This window comes from Dolichospermum circinale AWQC310F, assembly GCF_000426925.1.
Lineage (GTDB): Bacteria > Cyanobacteriota > Cyanobacteriia > Cyanobacteriales > Nostocaceae > Dolichospermum > Dolichospermum circinale.
This window is the reverse complement of record NZ_KE384702.1, coordinates 1-5299: the sequence shown is the minus strand read 5'-3', so window position 1 is coordinate 5299 and position 5299 is coordinate 1. Positions and strand designations below refer to the sequence as shown.

The following is a 5299-nucleotide window of genomic DNA, read 5'->3' as shown; positions in this document are numbered from 1 at the left end:
CAGGGATGCCTAATTGATATACTAGGGCGGCCAGGGATGCCTAATTGATATACTAGGGCGGGCAGGGATGCCCACCCCACAAGCATGAGAATGAAGTAAGTAGGTGAACGGAAAAACCGACATAAGTAACGAAAAGTAAAGTTGCTCAGAGCCTGTTCCCTGTTCCCTGTAACCTTTTCCCTGTAACCTGTTAAGAGTTACCTTGTCATAACGACAATTTTTAACGCCAACCTACTTGTAGTGAAGTATAGTTTAGTATTAGGTTTAAATAACAAAAATATAGTCAGATATAGTTGAAGATAATCATCTGTGCTACCATTGAGTCGTGAAACTATCTAACCTATGGCAAATCAAAACGAATAAGCTATTGTAAAATTAGTAAATTAACTGTAATTTATACAAACCAAATAGATAAACTTGAATGTTGATACCTGTAAATGCTATCAGTGCAACGGAATTAAAGTCAGCTATTACTTATAACCCATTACTAGCAACTGCTGATACAACAGTTAGAGAGGCTGTAGTGCAAATGAGTGGAATATCAGCAAATACCCTATGGCTGAACGTACCAGCAGTTTGTTATATTCCCCAAACCGCTAATAACTATCTAGAACATTTACAAATTCAAGCCTGTTGCAGTTGTGTCCTAATTGTGGAAAATAATCGTCCAGTAGGTATATTTAGGCAAGAAGATGTGGTCAAAATCAGCACCCAAAAGCCGAACCTGGAAGATTTAGCCCTCCGTGATGTTATGACTCATCCTGTAATCACCTTGGAGGAGTCAAAATTTACAGACCTCTTTTCTGCCCTGAATCTCCTTCAACACCACCGGATTCGTCATTTACCACTGGTTGATGAGGAAAATCAACTGGTGGGACTGCTGACTTACGAAAGTTTACGGCAGATACTTCGGCCTGTAGACTTGTTGCGCTTGCGGTTGGTTCATGAGGTCATGACTACCAATGTCTTATGTGCGCCTGCTAATGTTTCTATATTAGAGATCGCTCGCTTAATGGCAGAAAATCAAGTCAGTTCGGTAATGATTGTAGAAACACAAGCATCTTTAACAATTCCTCTGGGTATGGTGACAGAGCATGATATTGTACAGCTTAAAGCTTTAAGCGTGAATTTTGACACCTGTTTAGCACAAACTGTCATGAGTACACCAGTTTTCTGCGTGACTGTTGATGAATCTCTGTGGAATGTGCAGCAAATAATGGAACAGCGATTTATTCAGCTTTTAGCAGTGACAGGAAGCAAAGGGGAACTACTTGGTATCGTTACCCATAGCAGTATTTTAGAAGCCCTTAATCCTTGGGAATTATATAAACTAACAGCAGTGTTACAAGAAAAAGTATTACAACTAGAAACAGAGAAAATACAACTGCTAGAAAATCGTACTCTTGAGTTAGAAAAGCAAATAGAAGAGCGCACTATTAAACTGAGAAGAAAAGCAGAACAGGAAGAATTAATTAATCAAATTGCCACGCAAATTCACTCATCTCTAGATTTACAAGAGATTCTCAACAACACAGTTGTAGGAGTGCGATCGCTATTAAACTGCGATCGCGTGATTGTTTACCAATTCAGTGGTGATTTTCGTGGTCAAGTTATCGCTGAAGCGATAATTACTGGAGAATCAGTCCTGAATCAAGAAGTACATGATCCCTGTATCAGTCCAGAATGGCTTGAACTTTACCGTCAAGGGCAAATTCGGGTAATTAATGACATTAACACTGAATCCATAACTCAGTGTCATCAGCAGATGTTAAAGGACCTTGATATTCGCGGTAAACTATTATCTCCGTTAATTGTTGAAAATCAACTCTGGGGACTAATGTTAGCAAGTTACCGCGATATTCCCCACAATTGGGAACTTGAGGAAATCGAATTGGTACAACAAATATCACTGCGAGTCGCAATTGCTATTCAACAAGCAAATATTTATCAACAGACACAAATTGAAATTCATCAACGACAACAAGCAGAAGAATTAATTAAACAACAGTTAGCAGAATTGAAAATATGGAAAAATCGCTATGAATTAGCAAGTACAGTTAGTGGACAAATTATGTATGAATATAATTTACTCAATGATGCTCCCGTTTGGCCGGCGAATATGGAAGAAATTTTGGGTTATTCATATTCAGAATGTCCGAGAAATTTAGCTGAATTTATGGATATAGTTCATCCAGAAGATCGAGACAGACTATATTCTTTGATTCAAAAAAAACTAGCTCACAAAAGTCCTTTGTCCACAGAATATCGTCTGCGACGTAAAGATGGTAATTACATTTGGGTTGAAGATCGCAATCAAGTAGTTTTAGATGATCAAGGTGAGATTGTCGTTGTGATTGGAGCTATAGTTGATATTACTGTTCGCAAAAATTCAGAGGAAAAATTATCTAAATTATTCCAAAAATCAGAAAAACTGCAAGAACGATTATCTCTAGTTCTTAAAGGTTCAAATGATGCTTGGTGGGATTGGGATCTTCTAGAAGATACTATTTATTATTCTGCTCGTTGGTTTTCCCTGCTGGGTTACAAACATGAAGAACTTTATCTCAAATCTGAAAGCTTCTGGCAGAATTTTATGCACCCAGAGGATATAGATCCTATCCGTGGCAACTTCAATCAAGCATTAGATGATAAAAATATAGAGTTTATTGAGTCAAAGTTTCGGCTGCGACATAAACAAGAATATTATATCTTCATTAACTGTAGAAGTTATATTCTCCGGGACGAAACTGGAAAAGCGGTGCGAGTATCTGGTGCCAATACTGATATCACTCAACTAGTGCAAAAAGAAGAGGAATTACAAGCAACTTTAAATCAGTTGTCTCAATTTAATCAAAAACTAGAAACCAGAGTACAGAAACGTACAGTACAACTGCAAAATCTCTCCAGTCGGTTAGAATTAGCAATCAAAGCTGCAAAAATTGCTATTTGGGAATGGGATCTCGACAATAATCATACAATTTGGGACAAGAAGATGTATGAACTCTATGGGGTCAAACCATCGGAATATAAAGATGGTATGGAAATTTTGCAAACGGTATTACATCCAGAGGATGCAGTCAGAGTTAATGAAATTCTACAACATAAGCTCAAAGATGGTGAGGAATTTGAGATGGATTTTAGAATAGTTTTACCAGATGGTAAAATTCGTGTTCTGCAATCTTACGGCATTATTAAGCGTGATTCCCAGGGAAAAGCAGAACGAGTGATTGGGGTGAATAAAGATATTACGGAATGGAAACAAACAGAGCAAAAAATTAAGCAGCAAGCAGAAAGAGAATATTTACTCTGGGAGACAACCCAACGCATTCGTCAGTCCCTAGATTTACATACTATTTTTAATACTGCTGCGGCAGAAATACGACAATTAATGAATGCTGACAGGGTGGGAATTTTTAAATTTGATCCAGATAGTAATTTTAATTATGGTGAATTTGTCTCAGAATCTGTAGTTCCTGGGTTTATATCTGCCCTAGAAATGAAAGTTCATGATCAATGTTTTGGTGAAAGATTTTCTTCCGACTATGCAGCAGGGAGAATGCAAATAGTAGATGATATTGACAATGCGGGACTCGCAGATTGTCATCGAGACATTTTAGCACAATTTCAGGTGAGAGCAAACTTAGTTGTACCATTAATCCAGGGAAGAATTTTATGGGGTTTGTTGTGTATTCATCAATGTTCCCAACCTCGTCACTGGGAAGATTTTGAAATTGAACTTGTCCAACAAATAGCGAACCAATTAGCGATCGCCATTCAACAATCTATGCTATATGAACAAGTACAGTCAGAATTAATAATTAGAAAGCAAGCTGAAGTTGAAATTTACCTGCAACTACAACGACAAAGAGCCATTCAAGATATCACTCAAGAAATTCGCTCTAGCCTCAATTTAAATCATATTTTAACTACTATTACTGCTAAAGTGCAAGAATTAACCAAGGCTGAGAGGGTGATTGTCTTCCGTCTATTTCCTGATGGTAAAAGTCAAATTGTGGAAGAAGCTGTTGCTAACGGTTATATGACTTTTAAAGATAGTTATTGGGAAGATGAAAAATGGTCACAAGATATTTTAGAATACTATTGGCAAGGAAAACCGCGCATTGTTCTCGACGTGATGGATGATATTTGGACAGATTGCTTGAAAGCTTATTCTCGACAAGGAAATATTAGATCTAAAATTGTCGCTCCTATTTTGCAGGATTTGGTAGAAAATGAAAACGGGCGCTGGGTAAATCATCCTCATAATAAACTTTGGGGGGTGCTGGTTGTTCATGCTTGTGGTGAAAAACGTATTTGGGAAGAATCTGAAGCCGAATTATTGCAACAAATAGCCAATCAATTAGCAATAGCTATTCAACAAGCAGATTTATTTGAGAAATTACAAAAGTCTCTCAAACAAGAAAAAGAAATCAGCGCAATGCGATCGCGTTTTGTTTCTATGGTTTCCCATGAATTTCGCACACCGTTAGCTATTATTTCCTCATCTACAGGGATTTTACAAACTTTTGGCGATCGTCTCAACGCTGAAAAAAAACAGGGACATTTAGAAACGATCCAAAAAACGATCAAGTATACTGTTCAACTACTAGATGATGTTCTGATGATCAACAGTGTTGAAACTGAGAAAATAGAGTTTAAACCAGAAACATTAGATATTATTGATTTTTGTCGTCGTCTCATAAGAGAAATACAAGGAACTAGCTACAGTCATGTAATAGATTTTTCTTTAAATAGCACCCAACTAATTTTAGACCATACCTTATTTGCAGAATTTGATCCGAAAATCATCCGTCAAGTTCTCACAAATTTGCTGACTAATGCTATAAAATATTCTCCTGGAAGTAGTACAGTTAGTTTCAGCTTGAATATCACCGATAAACAGATAGTTTTTATCGTTCAAGATTATGGTATTGGTATTTCTGAAACAGATCAAGTTAATTTATTTGCTTCTTTTTATCGTGGTTCTAATGTTGGTAATATTTCCGGTACAGGCTTAGGTTTAGCAATAGTTAAAAAATGCGTTGATCAACATCAAGGGAAAATTACCCTAGAAAGCAAACTAAATCAGGGAACAATATTTAAAGTTACTATTCCCCGATACAATTTGATAGGTAATGGGTAATGGGTAATTGGTAATGGGTAATGGGTAATTGGTAAGTAGGTGAACGGAAAAAACGACACAAGTAAGGAAAAGTAAAGTTGCTCAAAACCTGTTCCCTGTTCCCTGTTCCCTGTTCCCTGTCACCTGTTCCCTGTTCCCTGTTCCCTGTTCCCTGTT

The 5299-nt window shown here is 37.1% G+C and carries 1 protein-coding gene and 1 pseudogene; one reads left to right on the top strand and one right to left on the bottom strand.

Features of this window, described 5'->3' with window-relative positions:
* Positions 1–421: 421 nt before the first annotated feature.
* A complete protein-coding gene (locus ACIR310F_RS23775) occupies positions 422–5143 on the top strand; it encodes a GAF domain-containing protein (protein WP_051289712.1) in 4722 nt (1573 codons plus the stop codon).
* Here ACIR310F_RS23775 and ACIR310F_RS26290 read toward each other — a convergent pair.
* Positions 5109–5299 (bottom strand): annotated as a pseudogene (locus ACIR310F_RS26290) (hypothetical protein); the annotation flags it as partial. The gene ACIR310F_RS23775 and the pseudogene ACIR310F_RS26290 overlap by 35 nt on opposite strands.

Bases quoted from the DNA above. Each gene is read 5' to 3' on its own strand.
- ACIR310F_RS23775 (WP_051289712.1), top strand. From the start codon at position 422: ATGTTGATACCTGTAAATGCTATCAGTGCAACGGAATTAAAGTCAGCT.